Annotated in this window: 19 protein-coding genes; 9 read left to right on the plus strand and 10 right to left on the minus strand. The window is 51.9% G+C overall.

The annotated features are described in order from the left end of the window. Positions 1-14 precede the first annotated feature (14 nt). The 3 genes from NDQ72_04300 to NDQ72_04310 all read right to left on the minus strand — a co-directional run bounded on the left by NDQ72_04300 (position 15) and on the right by NDQ72_04310 (position 2,565). Positions 15-1,514: a HAMP domain-containing histidine kinase gene (locus tag NDQ72_04300; GenBank protein ID WKD29174.1), complete on the minus strand. Its 1,500-nt coding sequence runs from the start codon at positions 1,512-1,514 to the stop codon at positions 15-17. A 3-nt stretch (positions 1,515-1,517) separates the two neighbouring features. Then, positions 1,518-2,219: a response regulator transcription factor gene (locus NDQ72_04305; GenBank protein WKD29175.1), complete on the minus strand. Its 702-nt coding sequence runs from the start codon at positions 2,217-2,219 to the stop codon at positions 1,518-1,520. A 61-nt stretch (positions 2,220-2,280) separates the two neighbouring features. Then, entirely contained in the window at positions 2,281-2,565 is a 285-nt protein-coding gene (locus NDQ72_04310; protein WKD29176.1) for a hypothetical protein, read from the minus strand. 207 nt (positions 2,566-2,772) lie between these two features. Here NDQ72_04310 and NDQ72_04315 point away from each other — a divergent pair, with 207 nt between their 5' ends. From NDQ72_04315 to NDQ72_04325, 3 genes are read left to right on the plus strand one after another with little or no spacing between them, the layout of a single operon-like run. Next, positions 2,773-3,747, plus strand: coding sequence for a DUF2157 domain-containing protein (locus tag NDQ72_04315; protein WKD29177.1), 975 nt, complete (start codon positions 2,773-2,775; stop codon positions 3,745-3,747). Continuing rightward, positions 3,744-4,838: a DUF4401 domain-containing protein gene (locus NDQ72_04320; protein WKD29178.1), complete on the plus strand. Its 1,095-nt coding sequence runs from the start codon at positions 3,744-3,746 to the stop codon at positions 4,836-4,838. The genes NDQ72_04315 and NDQ72_04320 overlap by 4 nt, the downstream gene beginning before the upstream one ends. After that, positions 4,828-5,373 (plus strand): GDYXXLXY domain-containing protein, encoded by a 546-nt coding sequence (locus NDQ72_04325; GenBank protein WKD29179.1) that lies wholly within the window; start codon positions 4,828-4,830, stop codon positions 5,371-5,373. The genes NDQ72_04320 and NDQ72_04325 overlap by 11 nt, the downstream gene beginning before the upstream one ends. An 8-nt stretch (positions 5,374-5,381) precedes the next feature. On the opposite strand, the gene NDQ72_04330 is transcribed toward NDQ72_04325, so the two are convergent. Continuing rightward, positions 5,382-6,293, minus strand: coding sequence for a LysR family transcriptional regulator (locus NDQ72_04330; protein WKD29180.1), 912 nt, complete (start codon positions 6,291-6,293; stop codon positions 5,382-5,384). A gap of 145 nt (positions 6,294-6,438) precedes the next feature. Here NDQ72_04330 and NDQ72_04335 point away from each other — a divergent pair, with 145 nt between their 5' ends. From NDQ72_04335 to NDQ72_04345, 3 genes are all read left to right on the plus strand, one after another. Next, positions 6,439-7,074: a hydrolase gene (locus tag NDQ72_04335; protein ID WKD29181.1), complete on the plus strand. Its 636-nt coding sequence runs from the start codon at positions 6,439-6,441 to the stop codon at positions 7,072-7,074. A 90-nt stretch (positions 7,075-7,164) separates the two neighbouring features. Then, positions 7,165-7,746, plus strand: a complete 582-nt coding sequence (locus NDQ72_04340; protein ID WKD29182.1) for an antibiotic biosynthesis monooxygenase — start codon at positions 7,165-7,167, stop codon at positions 7,744-7,746. A gap of 187 nt (positions 7,747-7,933) precedes the next feature. Then, positions 7,934-8,881, plus strand: a complete 948-nt coding sequence (locus NDQ72_04345) for a pirin family protein (protein WKD29183.1) — start codon at positions 7,934-7,936, stop codon at positions 8,879-8,881. Between the two features lie 90 nt (positions 8,882-8,971). Here NDQ72_04345 and NDQ72_04350 read toward each other — a convergent pair whose 3' ends face one another. After that, positions 8,972-9,853 (minus strand): pirin family protein, encoded by an 882-nt coding sequence (locus NDQ72_04350; protein ID WKD29184.1) that lies wholly within the window; start codon positions 9,851-9,853, stop codon positions 8,972-8,974. Between the two features lie 247 nt (positions 9,854-10,100). Between NDQ72_04350 and NDQ72_04355 the strand changes: the two genes are divergently transcribed. After that, positions 10,101-11,831, plus strand: a complete 1,731-nt coding sequence (locus NDQ72_04355; GenBank protein WKD29185.1) for a mechanosensitive ion channel family protein — start codon at positions 10,101-10,103, stop codon at positions 11,829-11,831. Between the two features lie 93 nt (positions 11,832-11,924). Here the strand turns inward: NDQ72_04355 and NDQ72_04360 are convergent, their stop codons facing one another. After that, entirely contained in the window at positions 11,925-12,710 is a 786-nt protein-coding gene (locus NDQ72_04360; protein ID WKD29186.1) for an aspartate/glutamate racemase family protein, read from the minus strand. Positions 12,711-12,946: 236 nt separating this feature from the next. On the opposite strand from NDQ72_04360, the gene NDQ72_04365 reads away from it, so the two are divergent. Next, a complete protein-coding gene (locus tag NDQ72_04365) occupies positions 12,947-13,108 on the plus strand; it encodes a hypothetical protein (GenBank protein WKD29187.1) in 162 nt (53 codons plus the stop codon). Positions 13,109-13,164: 56 nt separating this feature from the next. On the opposite strand, the gene NDQ72_04370 is transcribed toward NDQ72_04365, so the two are convergent. From NDQ72_04370 to NDQ72_04385, 4 genes are all read right to left on the minus strand, one after another. Continuing rightward, positions 13,165-13,659, minus strand: a complete 495-nt coding sequence (locus NDQ72_04370) for a RidA family protein (GenBank protein WKD29188.1) — start codon at positions 13,657-13,659, stop codon at positions 13,165-13,167. Positions 13,660-13,699: 40 nt separating this feature from the next. Continuing rightward, positions 13,700-14,101, minus strand: a complete 402-nt coding sequence (locus NDQ72_04375) for a cytochrome c (GenBank protein ID WKD29189.1) — start codon at positions 14,099-14,101, stop codon at positions 13,700-13,702. 12 nt (positions 14,102-14,113) lie between these two features. Further along, the gene (locus NDQ72_04380; GenBank protein ID WKD29190.1) at positions 14,114-15,700 is read right to left on the minus strand and encodes a flavin monoamine oxidase family protein; all 1,587 of its coding nucleotides are present in this window, start codon (positions 15,698-15,700) and stop codon (positions 14,114-14,116) included. 535 nt (positions 15,701-16,235) lie between these two features. Further along, the gene (locus NDQ72_04385; GenBank protein WKD29191.1) at positions 16,236-19,409 is read right to left on the minus strand and encodes an acyl-[ACP]--phospholipid O-acyltransferase; all 3,174 of its coding nucleotides are present in this window, start codon (positions 19,407-19,409) and stop codon (positions 16,236-16,238) included. A gap of 134 nt (positions 19,410-19,543) precedes the next feature. Here NDQ72_04385 and NDQ72_04390 point away from each other — a divergent pair, with 134 nt between their 5' ends. Next, positions 19,544-20,275, plus strand: coding sequence for a helix-turn-helix transcriptional regulator (locus NDQ72_04390; GenBank protein WKD29192.1), 732 nt, complete (start codon positions 19,544-19,546; stop codon positions 20,273-20,275). The last annotated feature ends 3 nt before the right edge of the window (positions 20,276-20,278 follow it).

Consider the following 20,278-nt stretch of genomic DNA (forward strand, 5'->3'; position numbering starts at 1 on the left):
AACTCTCTAGGTTATTACGTATTTATAACGTTGGCGGATGAGGGGGCGGTGGGTAACCGTATACAGAACGATGCCCCGCCACTGGCTAGGTTTTCGACGCCGATATCACCGCCCTGAAGCGTCATGATTCTGCGCGCAATAGCCAGCCCTAGCCCGGCATGGCCGGCGCCACTAGAGGTTTCACCACGATAAAACGGGTCAAAGATATGCGGCAGATCCTGTTCTGCAATGCCTGGGCCGCTGTCTTGTATGCAAACCTGTGGTTCTCCATTCGTTTGACTAAGCACAACGTCGATGTGGCCGCCAGCGGGGCTGTAGGCAATGGCGTTGCTGATTAAGTTGTCCAGCACACGTTCGGTCATCGCTAGGTCGGCGTATGCGGTTGGCAGTGCTGGGTTGCCACTTAACGTTAGCGCCAAGTGGTTGTCGCGTGCAGTTTGGTCGTGCTTCTGCACCACGTCATGGACCAGCTCCGCTAGCGGGAAGGGTTCTGACACCGGCTGTTTCTCTCTTGCCTCAAGTGCAGCAAGCTCGAAGAGCTCATCCACCAAGCGGCTTAAGCGACGGCCCTCTTTGAGGGCAATGTCGAGAAAGCGATCTTGTTCTTGGGGGCTGAGACGGTCACGTCTTAATTTCAGGCTTTCGATATAGCCTTGCATGGAGGCTAGTGGGGTACGCAGGTCGTGGGATACCTGGGCGATCAAGCGACGGCGCTGGGCATCTTTTTCTGTCAGTTGTTCGATCTGGGTGGCAATTCGGCGAGCCATGTCGTCGAAGGTAACGTCCAGATAGTCGATCTCGTCACGCACCACGGACTGTTTGTCGTGCCATTTGTTGTCGAGTTGGGGCTGGCTCATGTCGCTGTTTTCGAACGCTTCTACTCGCCGTGTTAATGATCTCAGGCGGCGGGTCAGCAGGCGGAAAATAGTCAGCCCCGCGAGCATCGCCACGGTTAGGCTGACCAGCAACGCCCAGGCGCTCATTTCCAGTAGTTTGCCACCACGGGCCATGGTTTCCGCCGCGTCGTACTCTTCACCCCGCAATACCACATAAAGGTATCCTTCGGGGTTGTCTGCTGTTGGCACTGGGGTAACGGAAAAGACTTTCTGCCGATCGTGACTTCTGGGGTCATCGCCGAGTATCGGATAAAGGCTCGTGTCATCCATCAGCCTGTGTATGGGGGCCATCGAGACTTGCTTGCGTTTAATCTTCGCTGGATCTGCTGAATAAGACAGAATGGTGCCATCCAGCCCTAACAGGTAGATCTCGATGCTGGGATTAATGGCCATGTAGAGTGCGAACAGTTCTTCCAGGGCGCTACTATCAAGCTGCCCGTTGCTGACTAGGTTTCTGTCTGACACTAGATTTTTGGCCAGATTCTGGTGTAACGCCTGATTGACCGAAGCGTTGTATTCACGCAGCGAATAGAGGCTGATGAAGGTATATAGCAGGCCGACGACGAGCAATAACAGAAACAAGCCTAAGGCTAGCCGAGTATAGAGTGTTTTCAGCATAACTTATTCGCGGAAGCGATAGCCCACCCCCCAAACGGTTTGGATAAACGCCGGGTCAGCGGGGTCTGCTTCGATCTTGCCCCGTAAGCGGTTGATATGGGTATTGACGGTATGCTCGTAACCTTCGTGGCTGTAGCCCCACACAGTGTCGAGCAGTTGGATACGGCTGAATACCCGACCTGGGTGGCTGGCAAAGTGCCATAGCAGGTCAAATTCCCGGGCAGTGAGTTCGACGGGCTGATCTTTTATAAACACCCGCCGACGCAGCGGATCAATGCGCAGCCCGTCGGTGATTAATTCTTGCTGGCTGGGTTGCGTGACGGTGGCAGATGCCATGGCATCTACGCGTCGGAACAAGGCTTTCACCCTTGCCGATAGTTCAGCCACACTGAAAGGCTTAGTGAGGTAATCATCCGCCCCCATTTCCAGGCCTAGAACCCGGTCCAGCTCAGTGCTTTTAGCGGTTAGCATCAGTACCGGAACGTAACCTGGGCCGGAGCGGATTTCGCGGCAAATCGACAGCCCATCCAAGCCGGGCAGCATCAGGTCGAGAACCACAAGGTCGATACCGCCTTCACGAAAACGTTCAAGCCCGGTATCACCCCGTTCACAAAGAACGGGGTTCATGCCAAGCTCGGCCACATGCATGCGGACGAGCTCACCGATACCCGGGTTGTCCTCAATAATCAGTACGTTTCGTGTCATAGGTATCCCAGCTTTTGAATGCTCAGATTAATAGTGTGGCAGAAGCTTGTATGTCCTCGTCTTACATGTCCTCGTCTTGCATTTCCATGTCTTTCTCCATTTCCATGCCATCGTCAGACATACTGTCAGCATGCATATCCCCGTCCATAGAACCGTCCATGGAATCGTCCATCGCGTCGGACATATCATCCATCGCCATGTCACTTTTTTCCATTGACTCACTCTCCATAGACTGAGACATGTCGTCTTCCATCATGCCCTCTTCGGACATCATGTCATCGGCGTGGCTAGCCGTTGCCATTAGGCTAAATAAGCAGATAGCAGTGACTGTAGTAAGCTTGTTCATAGAGGTGTCTCCCCAAGATTTAAGCCTGCCGAACTAGCAGGTTCAAATCCTATCCTAGATGCTCAGCATCACAGCTGGGTCACGGGGTGATAAAGAGTGTATCGCGCAAAGTTCACAAATGTGTCACGGGGACTCTAACGATAGGGCGATGTTTGTAATAACGCTTCCCCTTATTTCAACAAGTGTGTTTCAGCAAGGAGAGCGCTCATGGCCACTACACGCCGTAAGCTCATGTCGTTAATTGAGCAGGGAGTGATACCTCCTGAACAAGTGCCGTTAGCGGTTAAAGTGGCGGGACTACACCCGTCGCCCCACGCCTGGGCGCTGTTGATTGACCGGCTGCTGCTGTGGCTGGGTGGCTTGGCACTGGCCTGCGCGGTGCTGTTTTTCGTGGCTTTCAATTGGTCGGACATGGGCCGCCTGCCGCGCTTTGCGTTAGTGCAGGCCGCGTTGGTGTTGGCGGCAGGCATAGCGGTGTGGGGTAGCGCGAGCGTGATGCTTTTTCGCGTGGCGTTAGCCGCGGCGTTTCTGTTAATAGGCGTACTACTGGCGCTGGTGGGCCAGGTTTACCAAACCGGTGCTGACCCATGGCAGCTGTTTTTCCTCTGGTCTCTGCTCGCTTTGCCGTTGGTATGGGTAGCACGCTTTGATGCACTTTGGGTAGCGTGGATAGGGCTTTTGAACCTATCCGTGTGGCTGTATAGCAGCACCTGGGGCGGTATTTTAGGCAGCGTGTTCTTTACAGATAACACCGGTTTATGGGGGTTGGTGCTGATCAACTTAGCGGCTCAAGTCGTGTGGGAGTGGGGCGTGCAGCGCCGAAATTGGCCGGGGCGTTGGGCAATTTGTTTGTTGGCGCTGGGTAGCGGCGTGCCGCTAACACTGTTGATGATGGCGTGGGTGAGTGGGGAAACGCATGCGTTGACACCGATTGTGGCGGTTTACCCCGTGTGGTTGGCAGTGCTGTATGGCGTTTATCGTCAGTGGCGGCTTGAGCTATTTATGTTGGCAGGGGGCTGCGTATCGCTGATTACGGTGGTCACATTGCTGCTCGCACGCTACGTACTATGGGAAGGCCAATGGAATGAAGGCGGCTTGCTGTTGCTGGCAGGTGCGGTCTTTGCCATGGGGGCGGCAGCGGTGATGTGGCTGAAGCGATTAAACGCGGAGGAGGCGTCATGAGTCAGTCTATGAGTACGTTAAAGCAGCGATTAACTCAGGCTGGCATTGCGCTAAATGAGCCTTCATCAACAACGCCGCTGGAATCACCCTGGTTTGTGCGGGTTCTGCAGGCGTTTTCCGGCTGGTTAGCAGCGCTGTTTCTGTTGGGCTTTATTGCCACGGCAGTGGTATTTGTACTGGAAAGCTCAGTGGCTTCTCTTGTCGTAGGCAGCCTGTTGATTGGCGGGGCATTTGCGCTACTACGCGCCGCACGAAGCGATGTGTTGGAGCACATGGCGCTGGCGTTTAGCTTAGCTGGGCAATTATTAGTAGCCTGGCCAGCGGTCGAGATGTGGGGTGTTTCCGCAAGCCTATGGTGGGTACTGCTGGCGCTACAGTGCTCGCTGGCGCTGATCATGCCGAGCCAGGTTCACCGCAGTATGTCGGCGTTTTTAGCAAGTTTAGCGTTAACGATGGCGTTGGCAGCCAATGGACTGGCACCGGTGGCGATTGGCATGGTGGTGCTGGTGCTGACACTGCTCTGGTTGAATGAATGTCGTTGGCCTGGGCGCATAGGGGCGGTTCAGGCATGGGGGGCTGGCCTGTTAATGGGAGTGTTGGTGCTTCAAGGGCAGGCGTACTCTAACCAGCTTGCCTGGCTTTACGATTCAGACGCTCAGTGGTTTGACCCATGGCTTGCCAGTTGGCTGAGCACTGCTTTGGTGGCGTTGGCCTTAGTGTGCGTTATTCATCAGGCATTTCGTCAGCATTCTCAGCCTGCCATTGTGCAACGCTTGGTGATTTATGGCGCAGTCGCGCTAGTGGCGGTGGTATCAGTGTATATGCCGGGGCTTGGCGCTGGGGTTACCGTACTATTGCTCGGATTTACGCTTGGTCACCGGGTGCTGATGGGAAGCGGTATTTTGTTACTACTGATGGCGGCTAGTAATTATTACTACTGGCTGGAGGTGACGCTGTTGATGAAATCACTCATGTTGCTGGCAATGGGGGCGTTGCTGTTATCCATTCGCTGGGGACTGAAGCGTTGGTGGCTAAACCGATGGTTAACAGTGCATAAGCCCATGCCGCTAGGAGATGCTAATGAGCCGTAACGTGAAGCGAAACCGCTGGATAGTCATTGTTGCCACTGCTGTTGTGCTAGCGGTGGTTAACTGGGCCATTTGGCAGAAAGAGCATCACCTGGCCGAAGGTGAGATTGTTTATTTGGAGCTTGCTCCGGTTGATCCGCGCTCGTTAATGCAGGGTGACTACATGGCGCTAAGCTTTGCCTTGGCTAACCGTATTCGTATGCAGCGTGCAATTGATCGCCACGAAGAGGCGGATGGAAATGCCATGCAAACGGCAGCCAATGACAGCGTGGTGGTTCGTTTGGATGAAGCATCAATCGCCCACTTCCAACGCTTGGATGATGGCACGCCGCTAGGCGATGACGAAAGACGCTTACGCTACCGGTTGCGCAATGGGAACGTGCGCTTTGCTACGGATGCATTTTTCTTTCAGGAAGGCCACGCTGAGCGTTTTGAGCTCGCCCGTTATGGTCAGTTTCGAGTCAACGAGCACGGCGAGCTGCTACTAGTCGCGCTATATGACGAAGAACTCAAGGCGCTGGGCGAAATGGAGCGGTGATGCGTGTATTAGCGTTCCATTCCAATGGCTGCGTATCGTTCGGCAAGAAAGTCTAACAGTGCTCTGACAGAGGGCAGCAAGCCTCGACGGGAAGGATAAACCGCATGAATAACTTCCCGTCGAGGCTCCCATTCAGGCACTACTTGCACTAGCTTATTTGAGGCCAACGAATCGCCTAGCATTAAACTTGGAAGTTGCACCACACCAACGCCAGCCAGTGCTGCTCTATAAAGTGCGGTCATATCAGTGGTAATAAACCGTGGCGAATGCTCAATTTGGCACTCTTCACCGTCGCGTTGAAGGTGCCAAGTGTGAGCTTCCTCTGGCCTTGCTCTGCTTAGACTAGGCAGTTTGCTAAGATCGTTGGGCGTTGATGGCATGCCGTGTTGTTCAATCAGTATTGGGCTTGCTACCAAGCATTGCCCGCGATCCGATAGTACCTTCAGAACAAGCTCGCTATCTTCTAAAGGAAAGGGGCGGGCGCGGAGTGAAATGTCAAAACCCTCAACAAACGGGTCAATACGGCGGTTAGTTCCTTCCAGATGTATCAGGACATCTGGGTAGAGCACCATGAAATCCGCCAGTATTGCACTCACGTGAAAGCTCAATAGCCCCGTGGGACAACTGATGCGGATGGTACCGCAGGGCACTTGTTGGGTTTCTTCGATGAACTGCTGGGCCGCTTCAGCTTCCACTAGCATGGCTTTGCAGTGCTGGTAGTAGCGTTGGCCAATATCAGTGAGTGTTAGGTGGCGGGTCGAACGGTGCAACAAGCGCACGTTAAGCTGACTTTCTAACTCTCCCACTCGTCTGCTTAATTTTGATTTGGCAATGCCCAGCGCACGGCCCGCTGGAGAAAACCCTCCATGGTCGACTACCTTCACAAAATAATAAAGATCATTCAGATTAGGGGGCGTCATGTGTTCTCCCTGTGCAACGCTGTGTCTTAATTTTCTATCTAATCATCGAGTCAGCGAACTACTAAACTCTGTATGGCATGCGCAAGAGCTGTTGGATCTGTGTTTTCCAAAAGCCCACTCAGGCTAATAGATAAAGGAGTATGTCATGGCTAACCCCTATGTTCGTCTCGATAAAGATAACGCTGCCGTTCTTTTAGTAGATCACCAAACTGGGCTGTTGTCCTTAGTTCGTGATATTGACCCTGATCGGTTCAAAAATAACGTACTGGCGCTTGCTGACTTGGCGAAATACTTTGGTCTGCCAACGATTCTTACCACAAGCTTCGAAGATGGGCCTAATGGGCCGCTGGTACCTGAATTAAAAGAGATGTTTCCAGAGGCGCCTTACATCGCACGCCCTGGACAAATTAATGCCTGGGATAACGAGGACTTCGTAAAAGCGGTTAAGGCGACGGGTAAGAAACAGCTGATTATTGCGGGCGTGGTGACCGAGGTATGTGTGGCTTTCCCGGCGCTTTCCGCACTTGAAGAAGAGTTTGATGTGTTCGTGATCACCGATGCATCGGGGACCTTTAACGAACTTACCCGTGATGCTGCTTGGGACCGCATGAGTAGCGCCGGTGCCCAGTTAATGACCTGGTTTGGTGCTGCCTGCGAACTTCATCGTGATTGGAGAAATGATATTGAAGGCCTAGGGGCGCTCTTTTCTAATCATATCCCCGACTATCGCAACTTAATGAATAGCTACAGCACTTTGACACAATCCTCTGATAAGAAGTAAACCATGCTCATGACTGGGGGCAGGTAGGCCCCTGGTCATTGCTTGCAAGGATGGTATTAATCCGTTGTCCATCAATTATGGAATACCACCATGCCCCCTGAACATAGTGCAGAGTCACCCGAAGAGTCCGGTGCGATAACACTGAAGATATGTCATCGCGTGAAACCCGAGGCGCGGGCTGAGTATGAAGCATGGTTAAAAAAAATCATCCATGTGGCGGGTCAGTATCCTGGTCATCTTGGCGTGCATATTCTTCGTCCTGCTGAGGGGCACCATGATTATGAAATAGCGCTTAGGTTTGCCTCCCATGCTGAAGCCGGGAGATGGCTTGAGTCTGCCGAACGAAAGGCGTTGATCAATGATGCGTTACCGGCCTTTCGGGAAGAGGAAGTCATCCAGATTCAAAGCGGTATCGATTACTGGTTCTCGCCACCTAATGCACCTGTTAACAAACAGCCTGTGCGCTGGAAGCAGTGGCTTGTTACAACCTCGGTTATCTGGCCTCTCACCATGTTGGTTCCGTTTCTTTGGGGGCCGCTTTTCGCGTTATTTCCCTGGTTGAATACATGGGGTATTCGCCACGGTGTTGTTGCTGCCAGCGTGGTCGGGCTGGTGGTCTATGTGGTGATGCCCCGTGTGGTGCGTCTAGTCGCGTCATGGATGTTTCGCTGATATCTATTAAGTTATAGCAATAGGCCCTTGGCTGGGTAACGTGCAATATAAGAAGGAGAAGGCGATGTCTGATACACCTGCAAGCCCCTTTACCATTGAACATGAAACCAGCGATACCAAGGGACGCTATGTGCTCGCTTAACGAGTATTCGACACTTTCCTGCCTCTCACTTCTGGAGAAACTCCTATGAGCTGGATGCCCGATATTGAGCCCAAATGTCCTTCCGCAGGCAACCTACACGATATTGAAACACTGATCGTACCTCGTGCACACGACCTAGGTGGCTTTGAAGTACGACGTGCGCTTCCCGCACCCAAGCGCCAGATGGTTGGCCCGTTTATTTTTTTCGATCAGATGGGGCCCGCTGAATTTCTTAGAGAGGATGGTATCGATGTTCGTCCTCACCCCCATATTGGACTTGCTACGGTCACTTACTTGTACCAGGGAGAGTTCCAGCATCGTGACAGTCTGGGGACTAATCAGATGATTCATCCTGGGGCGGTTAATTGGATGGTTGCTGGTAATGGCGTGACCCATTCCGAGCGTACTAGCCCCGCTACACGTCAGAATAAGCACTCCCTGTTTGGTATTCAGACGTGGGTGGCATTGCCTGAAGCATACGAAGATAAACCCGCCAGCTTTGCGCATCATGGGCAGGAGACATTGCCGCTGCTTAAAGGTGAGGGTAAAGAGGTTCGTTTGATTCTTGGTACGGCATGGGGTGAACAGGCGCCTATACAGACCTTTTCGGAGATGTTCTATGCGGATGCAGTTCTCCAGCCAGGTGCTAAGCTTCCTTTGCCAGATGGCCACGAAGATCGTGGGCTCTATGTAACGTCGGGTAGCGTTAGTATTGCAGGGGATATCTTTGATGCGGGACAAATGATGGTTTTCCGCCCGGGTGACCCCATTACCGTAACTGCGGGCGAAAGCGGAGCTCGGCTAATGCTGCTCGGCGGCGAAACGCTCAATGGACCACGCTATATCTCCTGGAACTTCGTGGCGTCTTCCCGGGAAAAATTAGCGGCTGCTAAGCAGGCGTGGATGGAAGGTGACTTCGAGCATGGGCGATTTAAATTGCCGCCGGGGGACGATGAAGAATTCATTCCTTTTCCAGACCAGCAGCGTAATTAATTCGTAGTGGAAGGGCTGGCTATTTAAGCCAGCCCAGTTGTTACTTCAACAGTAGTTGCTTGAAAAGTTGCTGCTTAAATAGCGACGTCATTAGCTTGGCATGTGGCCAAAGCGGCCGTTGTTAAAGTCTTCTATCGCTTCAATGATGTCACGTTCGCTATTCATCACAAACGGCCCATGACCTACCACTGGCTCATTGAGCGGCTCGCCACTCAGCAGCAACAGGGTTGCGTCATTATTGGCTTCAAGTGTCAGCGCGTCACCCGCTCTTGAAAGCTCGGCTACTTGTGCGTCACGCAGTACCTCTTCGCCATTGATTTGAACCGTCCCTCTTAGCACGACCAGCAGGGTTGTCCATCCATCCGGCTGCGTCAGCGTGGTTGTCTTACCACCGTTTAGTCGCACATCCCAGACATTCATCGGCGAGAACGTCTGTGCTGGGCCCGCGTGGGTATCCTGGTTGCCATCGACATAGTCACCTGCAATTAAGCGAATGCTACCCGCTTGCGCTGGCAATTCCACGACAGGAATCTGGGCATTAAAAATTGCCTGATAGCCTGGCGTCGCCATTTTGTCTTTAGCGGGTAAGTTTACCCACAGCTGAACCATCTCTAGTGTACCGCCTTGCTCTGTAAACGCGGGCGAATGAAACTCATCGTGCAGGATACCCGCACCCGCCGTCATCCACTGCACGTCGCCTGGGCCAATTACGCCGCCTTTGCCCGTTGAGTCGCGGTGCGCCACTTCGCCTTGGTAGACAATCGTGACGGTTTCAAACCCGCGGTGCGGGTGTTGCCCGACACCACGTGGCCGCGTGGTGGGAGTAAAGTCGGCGGGCCCAGCATAGTCCAGTAACAAAAAGGGACTCAACTGCTCGGAGCGTGGGCCATAGGAGAACAGCGAACGCGCCGGAAAGCCGTCACCCACCCAGTGAGGGCGTGGAGCGCTGGTAACACCTACTAACTTTTTCATCGTTTCTCCTTAAAGAGTACGTTGCTGGTTAAGAAGGGTACGTGTTAAGTGAAGCATGTAATAGATAGTGCAACTGAGACTCAGTGTTGCAGTGTTGGAACACTAGATGCTTGCTGGATTGAAGAACGTCGTCTGTACTTTGCTCAACCACTGGCATGGATGCACTGTGTTCAGCGCAGGGCTGGCGGTTTTATTGCCAGTTAGTGGCTGGTTGTTTGGCTCACTTACTTTTAATGACAAGGTTGGTATGAAAAAAAACAGCTTGTGGCCTGTGTGGGTTGTGCTGGTTGTCACTTTGGTGTTTTCCAGCGTTAGCACAGCGCAAACTCAAGGAGATGAGAGCGAAAATGAGCGGTGGTTCGCTATTGACTCGCTTAACGCAGGGCTAGGAGAGGTGCCGGAAGAGGCTAAACGAATGTCGCCACGGGAAGCGGTCCGTAGCTTTTTAACCTTCACCGAAAGTGGCAATTACGCCTCAGCCGCGCATTTGCTTAATCTAAACGGCATTGATCCAAGTGAGCAGCAGGCGAGGGGAGCTGAGCTTGCGAGGCAGTTAGCGGAGGTACTAAAGCGTGGTGAGTGGCTAAATGCCTCGAATCTGCCGGCTCGCCAAGACGCAGCGATTGAAGACGCTTCTGGTCAGAACCCTTTAGCGGGTTCGCCACGACGAAATATAGAGCTGGCAGCATTAAAAGTAGAAGGACAGGCTTATGATGTTCGGATAGGGCGTTATCGAATCAATGAAGAAGATCCTGTTTGGCTAGTAATGCCAGAGAGTGTGTCGTCTATTCCAGCTCTCTATGAAGAGTATGGGCCTTCAATGCTAGAAAGCTATATTCCAGAACGGCTGAAGGCATCGTTTGGCATACTAAAAATTTGGGAATGGTTAGCGATCCCGGTTTTTTTAATCGCCATTGGCACGGTAGGCATGGTGACTTACTACGTTGTTGGGCTAGTGGCACGTATTCTGCCTTCAGGCGTGTCTACTATTTTCGCCGATCAAATTGGCGTGCCCATGGCGATGATTGTTATGTCGCTGGTAACGCAGATGTTGCTGGACTACGTTGTATCGTTTTCCGCCATTGTGACGACGACGTTCCGCGTATTGTTGATCTCAATTATGGCCTGGGGTGCTGGTACCATTGCACTACGCTTGATCGACACGATCATGCTGCGCATGACACGGCGCTTAGTCGGGGAAATTGACGATACTAAGCCTAAAGATAAACGTCGTCTGTTAACCTCGCTGTATGCTTTGCGCCGCGTGATTATCTTAATCACCGTCATTGGTGTGTCGGTTTATGTACTGGGGCAGATCCAGCTGTTTGAGTCTTTAGGCTTGTCGCTGTTGGCGTCGGCTAGTGTGCTGGCCGTACTGGTAGGTATTGCCGGCCAAGCGGTGTTAGGCAATATCCTCTCTTCTTTTCAGCTGTCGCTTGCCAAGCCTATACGAATTGGTGACTTGGTCATCTTCGAAGGGCAATGGTGCTATGTTGAGGGCATTTTTTATACCTTTATTCGACTGCGCTCCTGGGATGAACGACGTGTCATCGTGCCGGTTACCTACTTTACGTCTAAGCCGTTTGAAAACCTCTCGGTGAAGAGCACTAAAATGTACCGCTTCTTAGAGCTGACGCTGCATTTAAGCGCTGATATTTCTCAAGTGAGGGAGATGTTTTTAGCCTATGCCCAGGAAGAAGATAATGTCATTGAGCATCATAAACTGCTTTGTTATGTGACCAAGCAAACTGCCTACGCGCAAACGGTCACTTGCTATTTAATGACATCGGATCCTATGGCGGGCTGGACGGCCGAGATGAACATTCGCGAGAAAATGTTGGCCTTTATCCGCGATAACCATCCAGAGTGGTGGCCAAGAGAAGTCATGGTTATCAGCCATGAGGATATTGCACGCGGAGATGGACAAGGCAAGCGTTCACAGGACGCGGATAGCTCTGCGGATAAACCGTCTGAGTAGAGGGCAACTAGGCAGCGGCATGTGCCGCTGTCTGGAGTATCAGCTTGTGGGTATTTCATCGTGGTTCACGTTGAAATGTCAGCAGGCCATACGTCATGGTAGCGAGACCACCTCTAACGGGATATCTACGCCGAACTGCTGCAACATACGTTGGAAGGTTTCGACGTTATAGGCATCACTTTCTGTTACTAGGCCACGAATCTGTCCTGTGCCCTGTGTGCCGTTGCCTAGCCCCGCGACAATCGCTTCGGCGGGATCGAGGAAGCGGCAGTTTGGACGCGCCGACTCGAAGTAAGAACGCAACCATGGTAGATGCGTACTTGAAAGCGTCAGAGTATCGATATCAGGATTCTGTTGGAAAACGTCGTCTATAAAAGCAGTGACCGCTTGCTGAGTTGTCTTCGGGTCGAATATGAAGGCACCATTCTCGACAAGTTCCACCATGGAGGAGGCATTGATCAAGCTGACATTATCCGGATTAGGCGCATGGTGAGCGATGAATTGCTTCAGAGGTGAACTTTCGATGAGAGAATGCACCCCCATGATGCCAATCTTGCCAGTTACCGATATGGCAAGCGCTTCTGCGATAGGTGGGTAGACGCCGAACAAGGGGACCAATGTGCTTTGACGAATATCGTCCAGCACCATAATAGAGGGTGCGTTCGAGGCGATAACGATGGCGGAGGGTGTGTAGCTCTCGAGGAAACGTAGCGTACGATGCATAACTGTGAGTAGCTCATCCCGCCCTTTGCTGCCATAAGGAAAGCTCGCCCGGTCAGCGAAATATAAAATATCCTGTTTGGGAAGGCGTTTGTGTATCTCGGCAACAATGGCATAGCTACCGATACCCGCGTCGAAAACAGCGATAGGTTGGTGCATAGCAAGATCCTTGGCGTCAGCTGGTAAATCCTAATGATCCATAATGTTTAAACGCTATGGAAGCGTTATTTCCAGCGACTGCTAAAGAAGGAAAAAATCATATTTCAGGCAAGAGAGGGGAAGGGATAGCTATAGATGCACCCGTTGATCAAACGGCTGAATGCTGGCTCTAGCTTACTGCTCGTTTTTAACGATACAGCTAGCGAAAGGAAATACAAGGACGTTAGGAAATTGTCATGATGAAATCACAATTACAGGTAGTGCAGCGTTTTCTTCCCGATTGGGGCGTTACCTATGGCCCGGCAGGCGATGGCCGTTTTCCGGCGATCGCGCCCTATGCTAGTGCTGTACATAGTGCCTCAGATGTCGTTTGTGGTCTGCTAACAGCTTGCTGTTAAAAAAGCCGACTACTTTTATGTAATCGGCTGTTTTGCTTTCTTTGCAGCCCTGTAGGCTACGGTCGAACGGCGGTAACTTCAATTTCTACTAGCCAACCGGGATTGACTAGTGCATCGACGACCATGGCAGAGCGAACGGGTAGGTTAGGCTGTTCTTCGGTACCGAAGAATTGCGTGTAGCCAGCCATAAAGCCCTGGAAATCGACTGTCTCGCCCTCTGGCGCGACAAGAAACGCCTGCATTTTTATAATATCGCCTACCCCTAAACCTAGGTTTTCTAACTGCGCTTTAATGCGGTTCATTACCGTCACTGTTTGCTCTTCGGTGGTTCCAAACGCTTCTGCACTATTTGGATCGGCATCTTCATTGATGATACTAGGAACGGTGCCACTAAGATAAACCGTCGCACTGCTAGAGGGTATCTCAACCGCTTGTAGGATAGGAAAATCAGAATTGGGAATAGGGTGGCGAATAATGTCTTCCGCTAGTGCAGTGCCAGCATAGGCGGAGAGCAACGTTAGCCCGATAATAGCGTTTCTAAAACTCATCATTTAATTCCTTTTGAATTGCTTGTGGTTGAGTGAAAAAAAGTTAGCGCATACTCGCAATCTGTTCTGCACTAGCTTGGTTGTCAGTGTAATTATTGCCAAAATTGGTGCGGATAAAGTTCACTACCGAAGCAACTTGTTCATCTTCCAATAAGCCACCTAAAGCGGGCATAGCTTTATGACCGTAGATAACCAAGCTGATTGGGTAGGCAGCCGTCATTAAGTTGGGATTGTTAGCAAGCGCTGGGTATTCTCCTGCCCCTTTGGCACCTTGCCCACTGGGCATGTGACAACCGGCACAAACACCTGCATAGATGGATGCGCCGTCAGTTTGTGTCAGCATGGAAGGGTCATCGAACCAGTTGCTCGTATCAATGGAAGTCTCCTGGGCCATAAGTGGCATAGAGAGTAAGAGTGCAGTCATTGAAGTGAATAGTGTTTTCATATCGCGAACTCCTTAAGCCTCTGTAATAGTGGTGTGTAGGCGTTCGACGGCATCCAGAGCGGAGAGTACGGCCCCTTCCATCCAGGCCGGAAGATACGAAATATGCTCGCCTGCCATTAACGTTCGCCCGTCCATTACGGTGGCGTCTTGGTAGTCCGCTTCACGATCTTGCCATAGCCCATAACAGCCCAATGTCCATGGAACACGATGCCATGCCACTGAAGCGCCGGTTTTGAACTCATCGTAATATTGAGGGTGAATCTGCGATCCGTATTCCATGACCTTAGCGATTCGGTCTTCGGGAGAGAGGGCGTTAAATTGATAGGCGTAAGCACCCCATGGGTAAGCAGCTAAAAGCACGCCCGGGCCATCGCTAAACATGTTGTAGGGCGGGTAAGAAATTAGCGTAATAGGCAGGTTGGTATAGCTAATGCCGCCGTAGATGTGTTCATCCTCTTCCCAAAAGCGTCGCTTAAACTCAATGCCCGCTTTGAAGGCTGATGCGTAGGGCATGGAATCAATGATCTTGCTCATACGTGGTGAGAAGTCATGATCAATCTGGCTGAGTACCGAAAAAGGAATGGTGCAGATGCAGTAATCGGCGGTTTCTGTTTGTTCATTACTGCCGCTATCGGCGGAGACCCAAGAGGCTGTTACGCGATTACCTTCGTGGCTAATTCGGGTAACTTTAGCGTTATAAGTGATCAGCTCGCCAACTTGCTCTTCAAACCCTTTAGCAATCATGTCCATCCCACCCACTGGTTGGAAGATGGTGGACTGCATATGCAAGTTATCGCCTGTCGTTAGATTGCGCCAAAGCGTTGAATTCAGTATGTCAGAAAGGGCGTTCACTTGAGATGGCTCAGGCTTTCCATCAACGCCGCCACCTTCAGGGTGCGACCAACCGCGGAAAGAGGAAGACTCACTCCCTGTTACATAATCTAAATTGTCGTTTAGCGCCCCATAGCGTTTGAGTGCGGCAACGAGTTTTTCTGCATCTTCAGCACTAACCGCTTCATCTAGACCCTTTTGATCAACGACTTTGGCAAGTAATTCTGCGACGTGTCCTCTGAAATCAGTGGCCACCTCCTTAAAGCGTTGAGGTTTACCATTAAAGGCCTCTGAGTCATGTAGGTAGGCGTTATAATTTACCTGAATGAAAGGCTCCAGTTTAACTCCGAAGCGTTTGCAGTAATCCAATACAGCAAAATGATCTGACGGGATTCGCCAAGGGCCAGGGTTTAAGTAATTGCCTTCGGCAAAGTCGATATGCTGGGTAAATCCACCTAATTCGGTATAGCTGTCGCCTCCACGTAATGTCCAACAACGGCCTCCGGCCTTATCGCGATACTCGAGAATTTTTACGTTGTAGCCTGCATTACGCAACTCAAAGGCTGCTGTCATGCCTGCTAACCCAGCGCCTAAAATTAAAATGTTGGTATTGTCAGGGGCTCCCTGTAGGTTTAGTCGACCCCGCCAGTTAGACGGTGAAGCAAAACCCATTGTGCTCATTGCGGAATACATTGCCGCCGCCCCTGCGACTGCGCCCACCATGCCTAAAAAAGACCGACGCGTAACACCTTCTGGGTTGAATGACATTGCTACCTCTCTATGAAGTCATAGGCAGGTAACTAGAGTCCATTCAGCTTTTCAGTTTCATCCTATGCATAGCATTAAGAGCAATGTCTTAAGAGCAATGTTTTGAATTTAAGGACTAATCTGCAGGGCTCTAATTATCTAGCCGATATACGGTACATGCAGATATATGCATGTACCGTGCCAGATTTAATAACCCATTGTTTTAACTAATTTAGTTAAAGTTTATAAATGTTATAAGAATCACAAGCGTAGGTGTAAATTCCAGATTAGTGCGCGCCTTTAGGGGTTATCTCTTTTTTGGTGCGAGAAGGGGAGATCGCTTGCGGGTGAGCAGATACCAGACTTTATCCATTGCTGAACGTTACTCTCTTCAATCAGAAAGCCGTCTCGTTAGCTAAAAGCTGTGGCTGTAAGGATGGCCGTTTTAGGCAAACCGCTAATACGTAACTCAGCTAGCCAAGCCTGAATACGAAGCTTGGCTAGCTAAACGCTTTATCCTGTCGGCAACAATGACTTCTATCGAGTTGGCGAAAATCTAAGCATGGCGGCCAATCAGGGTTAAAAAGCCATCTTCATCGATAAACCCTTTATCGCCGGTGACAAACCAGCGTTGGCCATCGAGTTCTTTAATGGCGGCGGCTGTGCGTTTCGGGTCGTTTAGGTAGCCCCGCATCACCTGAGGACCGCTGATCAAAATCATGCCTGCTTCTCCGGTAGGCTGTTCCGCAAAGCTTTCCGGTTCAACGATTTTAAAGCTGGTGCCGGGGAGCGGCATGCCGACGGTACCAGCTTTACTGCCTTGCTGTATTGTCTGGTAATGAGCGCCCAACGAATCCGGTAGATTGACCGATGCCACAGGAGCGGTTTCGGTTGCCCCGTAGCCTTTATAAATTGGCTTATGGAATTTTAGGACGAAGTCGCTGCATACCTGCTCATCCAATGTTTCGGCACTGACAACGACTGCCCGTAGGCTTTCTAGCATGAGTGGGTGCACTTTGGGGCTGTGGTTTAGGTGCTGTAGAAAGTCTGATGTGCCGAACATCAGGGTAGCTTTGTGCTTGGCGACAGAGCTGGCAATACCAGCAGTGTCGTTGGGGGCCGCGTGGCAGACCAACGGCAGGCCTTCGATAAGTGGCAGCAGTTGGGTAACGGTGAGACCAAAGGCATGAAACAGCGGCAGCGAGCCGATCACCACATCGTCATATTGGGTATTAAGCACATCGGAGGTCTGCTTAATATTGGCCATCAGGTTGCGGTGGCTCAGCATGACGCCTTTAGGCTGTCCTTCGCTTCTACTTGGAAACACAATGGCGGCGGTGGCATTGGCATCTCTACTGCGGCAGTAAAGGCGCTGAAGCAGCCACGCAGGTAGCAGGCGAACGGCAAGCCAAGTGCTGACGCGTTCATGGCGTCGGATATCGGCTTGTAGGTCTTCCAGGTAAATCGTCTGAGTATTTGCTAGCCGCTGGCTGATGTTTAACCCTTGTTGCTGGAGTTTTTCGACGAAGTGGCGCGAGGTCAGCACTGTATTGATGTCGGCTTGGGTGAGCGCCGCAGAAAACGCGTCTTCTTTCGCGGTGCCATTGGGTCTGTCGTTAAAATGATAGTTGAGGCTAACCAGTGTTTTTCCAGCCAGAAGTGTTGCCATATTGGCCAGTGCACCCGCGCTGCTATTGGGCAGCAGTAGGCCCACGTTTTGCTCAGGGGTTAGCGTGTGGATGCGCTTTGCAATATGCAGACTGGCGGTAAGTGCTTGGCCTGCCGTCAGCGGGTGGCTAAGGGTATCAGTGAGTGCTTGTGCGCCAAGGTTACGCTTCACGCTACGAATCCAGGCGTCGGGCAGCGAGGGCAGCTCATCGATAGCATGTTGCCACGAGTTAGTTGCTTGTTCGAAGATGCGCCGTTTGAGCACGTCGGCCGGGGTGTCTTTAGGCAGCGGCTTGCCAAACGCAACGACGACTGAGCGATGGAGAGGCGCGTTACGCAGCTCTTTGAGTTTGCTGGATGAGCGAGAAAACTGGCTACCCCACAGGCCGCGCAAGTAAAACGGCACAATACGTACCTCTGGGTTCGCCAGCTTACACGCGCGTTCATAGCCTCGGCGCAGCTCGCCTAGCTGGCCGTTGCGGCTGATCGCGCCTTCGGGGAACAGGCATACCACTTCACCGTTATTCAGCTGTTCGGCAACCGCGGCTAGGGCGTTTTCGGCTCCTGCGCCCCGTTCGATAGGAATACAGCCCAGCGCCTTAAAAAACCAGCGCAAATACCAACGCTGATAAATATCCTTCAGCATGACAAAGCGCACGGGGCGAGGGCTGGCAATTTGCACCATTGCCCAGTCTACCCAGCTGATATGGTTGCCAAGCAGCAGCACGCCGCCTTGGGCGGGCAGGTGCTCTAACCCATGAACATCAACACGATAGCGGCGGGTGAGCAGAAAACTGAGTAGAAAGCGTACTAAGCTTTGCGGCAATTTGAAGATAGTGTAGCCACCGCCCACCATGGCAACGGTCGCCACGAGCAGCAACAGGTAGTGGCTATCTACACCTGCCAGGGCAAACAGCGCGGTAAGCGCCAAGAAACCCAGCATAGACAGATTCTGAATCCAGTTATTAGCAGCCAACACAGTGCCTAGTTCATGGTCTGCCGCATGAAATTGAATCAGTGCATTGAGCGGTACAATGAATAACCCGCCCATCATGCCAATAAATACAAAGTTCAGCGCTTGGCTGATGGGGGTGGTGAGCAGTGGCAGGCACCACAGACCCACCGCAACGCCGACAGCGCCTAATGGAATCAAACCGGTTTCAATACGGTTACGCGACAGCTTGCTGGCAAGCAATGATCCTAACGCAATCCCAATACCGCTAGCGGCAAGAATTCCTTGCAGTACTAAGGTGTTATCAATGCTGAGTGCATCTTTGGCGTAGGCGGGAAACGCGGCGAGCAGCACCTGGCCCACCGACCAGAAAGTCGCAAGACCGATAATTGACAGCCGCAGCACCGGTTGGCGGCCCAGAATGCTCAGGTTGTCTTTGAGTGCGCTGCCTTTGATATAGCGCTGCCAGGTGAGCGGGGTCGTCGAGGGCTGTGCGTTATCCGGTTTCAAGCGATACAGTGCCATCACTTGTATAACGCTGTTCAACACCAGCAGCCAGCCCAGCGGCGCAATGCTGCGTAATAGCTCGCCGGGTGTTTGGGCGCTGGGCAAGATCCAGCTTTCAAACAGCGCGGTAAAGGCCACGGTGCCTGCCAAAATGGCACCAATGGTGACGGCCTGGATAAGTCCGTTAGCTTCTGCCAAGCGGGGTTTGCCAAATAGCCCTTTCACCAAGCCATACTTTGCGGGGGAGTAAAAGGCTGACTGAATTGCCAGTATTAGCGTCATGGCAAACGCCAGCCAAAACCAGCCTTGGTAATAAGCGGCGGTGATGCCCAGTGAAACAGCGACAGCGGCCCAGGCGGAAACCCGGAGAATGCGAACTTTGGGGTAGCTATCCGCCACATGACCTGCGGGGCTGAACAGTAAAATAAACGGCAAAAGGATAAGCCCATTGACCAATGCCGTCAGTACCACCTGGGTTTCGCCATCGTAGCTTTTAAAAATCGTGTTTTGAATGACGATTTTATGCCCTAAATCCACAAAGGCATTCAAGAAAATGGCAATCAGGTAGGGCCAAACACCCGTGATGCGTAGTAAAGGTTGCATGAAATGACGCCTTATAAACCAGAAGTTAGGGCACTTTCGGTAAATGGGGTTAATGTTGCAACTCTGGTGGTTCAAGTTGTGTTATTTGGGCTTTACGGTATCGTTATACGCTACTTTATATGTCTGGAGGTTGTGTGTCTCAGACAAGCGCGCTTATTGATACCTTAAAACGCCAGCTGCGCTCCCAGGGGAAAACCTACGCTGATGTGGCGTTATGGCTTGGGTTGAGCGAGGCCTCGGTCAAACGGCTATTCGCTGAGCAGCACATCACCCTAGAGCGGCTAGAGCGTATTTGCGATCAGCTTAACCTGGAATTTGCTGAGTTGGTGCAATCCATGCAAGAGGAAGAGCACCGTTTGCAGGAGCTGACCCAGGCGCAGGAGCAGAGCATTGTCGATGATCGTGAGCTGTTCTTGGTCGCTGTGTGTGTGATTAACGGCTATCGGTTTGATGAAATTCATCACCAGTACCAGCTCAGTGAGGCGCAGTGCACTCGGCAACTGCTGGCGCTAGAACGGCTAAAGCTGATTGATCTATTGCCGGGTAATCGAATCCGGCGGCGTGTGGCCGCGAATTTTCGTTGGCGGCCTGGCGGCCCCATTCAGCGTTTTTTCCAGCAATATATTGCCACAGAGTTTTTTCAGTCCCGTTTCGATAGCGACAGCGAAAAGCTAATTGTGCTGAATGGCCTGCTTTCTCATGCGGGTAATGCTGAATGGCAACAAACGATGCAGCGGCTGGCAAAAGAGTTTCACGCCCTGTGTGAACGCGAAAGCGGGCTGCCCATTAATCAGCGCTTTGGTACCACCTCAGTGCTGGCTGTGCGTCAGTGGCAATATGCGTTGTTCCAGGGCTATAAGCGGTAAGGC

Origin of the sequence: Halomonas sp. KG2, assembly GCA_030440445.1 — a bacterium.
Classification (GTDB): Bacteria; Pseudomonadota; Gammaproteobacteria; order Pseudomonadales; family Halomonadaceae; genus Vreelandella.

Coding starts and splice junctions, on each gene's coding strand:
- NDQ72_04315 (WKD29177.1), top strand. CDS start 2,773: ATGGCCACTACACGCCGTAAGCTCATGTCGTTAATTGAGCAGGGAGTG.
- NDQ72_04345 (WKD29183.1), top strand. CDS start 7,934: ATGAGCTGGATGCCCGATATTGAGCCCAAATGTCCTTCCGCAGGCAAC.
- NDQ72_04380 (WKD29190.1), bottom strand. CDS start 15,700: ATGTCATTCAACCCAGAAGGTGTTACGCGTCGGTCTTTTTTAGGCATG.
- NDQ72_04310 (WKD29176.1), bottom strand. CDS start 2,565: ATGAACAAGCTTACTACAGTCACTGCTATCTGCTTATTTAGCCTAATG.
- NDQ72_04325 (WKD29179.1), top strand. CDS start 4,828: ATGAGCCGTAACGTGAAGCGAAACCGCTGGATAGTCATTGTTGCCACT.
- NDQ72_04350 (WKD29184.1), bottom strand. CDS start 9,853: ATGAAAAAGTTAGTAGGTGTTACCAGCGCTCCACGCCCTCACTGGGTG.
- NDQ72_04305 (WKD29175.1), bottom strand. CDS start 2,219: ATGACACGAAACGTACTGATTATTGAGGACAACCCGGGTATCGGTGAG.
- NDQ72_04370 (WKD29188.1), bottom strand. CDS start 13,659: ATGATGAGTTTTAGAAACGCTATTATCGGGCTAACGTTGCTCTCCGCC.
- NDQ72_04385 (WKD29191.1), bottom strand. CDS start 19,409: ATGCAACCTTTACTACGCATCACGGGTGTTTGGCCCTACCTGATTGCC.
- NDQ72_04365 (WKD29187.1), top strand. CDS start 12,947: ATGATGAAATCACAATTACAGGTAGTGCAGCGTTTTCTTCCCGATTGG.
- NDQ72_04360 (WKD29186.1), bottom strand. CDS start 12,710: ATGCACCAACCTATCGCTGTTTTCGACGCGGGTATCGGTAGCTATGCC.
- NDQ72_04375 (WKD29189.1), bottom strand. CDS start 14,101: ATGAAAACACTATTCACTTCAATGACTGCACTCTTACTCTCTATGCCA.
- NDQ72_04300 (WKD29174.1), bottom strand. CDS start 1,514: ATGCTGAAAACACTCTATACTCGGCTAGCCTTAGGCTTGTTTCTGTTA.
- NDQ72_04330 (WKD29180.1), bottom strand. CDS start 6,293: ATGACGCCCCCTAATCTGAATGATCTTTATTATTTTGTGAAGGTAGTC.
- NDQ72_04335 (WKD29181.1), top strand. CDS start 6,439: ATGGCTAACCCCTATGTTCGTCTCGATAAAGATAACGCTGCCGTTCTT.
- NDQ72_04355 (WKD29185.1), top strand. CDS start 10,101: ATGAAAAAAAACAGCTTGTGGCCTGTGTGGGTTGTGCTGGTTGTCACT.
- NDQ72_04340 (WKD29182.1), top strand. CDS start 7,165: ATGCCCCCTGAACATAGTGCAGAGTCACCCGAAGAGTCCGGTGCGATA.
- NDQ72_04320 (WKD29178.1), top strand. CDS start 3,744: ATGAGTCAGTCTATGAGTACGTTAAAGCAGCGATTAACTCAGGCTGGC.